Annotated in this window: 1 protein-coding gene; it reads right to left on the bottom strand. The window is 42.0% G+C overall.

Annotated elements, in window-relative coordinates:
* Nucleotides 1-300: 300 nt before the first annotated feature.
* On the bottom strand, nt 301-717 hold a 417-nt coding region (locus R7Q48_RS27340; protein WP_318133400.1), incomplete at its 5' end, for a sensor histidine kinase.

Below are 717 nucleotides of genomic sequence, written 5' to 3'. Positions count from 1 at the left end.
ATAACGGCTTAGCGCCGAATTGTTGAGTAATATTCGCTGTGGAGATCAAAACCTTTACCTTAGCAATTTAAGTGTATTGAGAAAAAACCGGGCAACGGTACTGCTTCAAGCTACATACTTCAAGTTTTGTTTTTATTAATTAATGGGAAATATGTTTCGTTACCTGTGTTTTTCAGTTCTAAAAGGCGAAAAATCCATGTCATTTGTCGTACTTAAAGTGGCAACGAAGGATAAGATGAGTAGATAAGAAAAAGGCCAGTTTTCACTGACCTTTTTTGATGGAACTGGCGTTGGTTTACGTTACGCGATGTTCGTCACTTCCAGCAGTAGCTCGGCTTTCTTCGGTAAATAGATGCTGAATGTACTTCCTTTACCCCACTCCGATTCGGCTTTCAGCTCGCCACCGGTTTGACTAAGAATACTTTGCGAAACCGACAAGCCTAATCCGGTGCCGTCGCGTTTCGTCGTGTAAAACGGTGAGAAAATTCGATTTAAGTTTTCTGGTTTGATACCGCAACCATCGTCGATAACATGAATCGCTGCGCCCTTTATTTCACCTTCTCCAATCCAATCTTCACTCATTACGATCAGTTTTCCTTTGCCGTTCATCGCGTGAATGGCATTCATTTGCAGGTTAACCAAAATTTGTAGCAAGTGATGGCGATTAATTTCGACTGGCGTATGCGCTTGTAAATCGGTAACAAATTCGACGTCGCG

The sequence above is a fragment of the Vibrio sp. 378 genome, from assembly GCF_033339435.1.
This window is presented reverse-complemented; position numbering and strand designations above follow the sequence as displayed.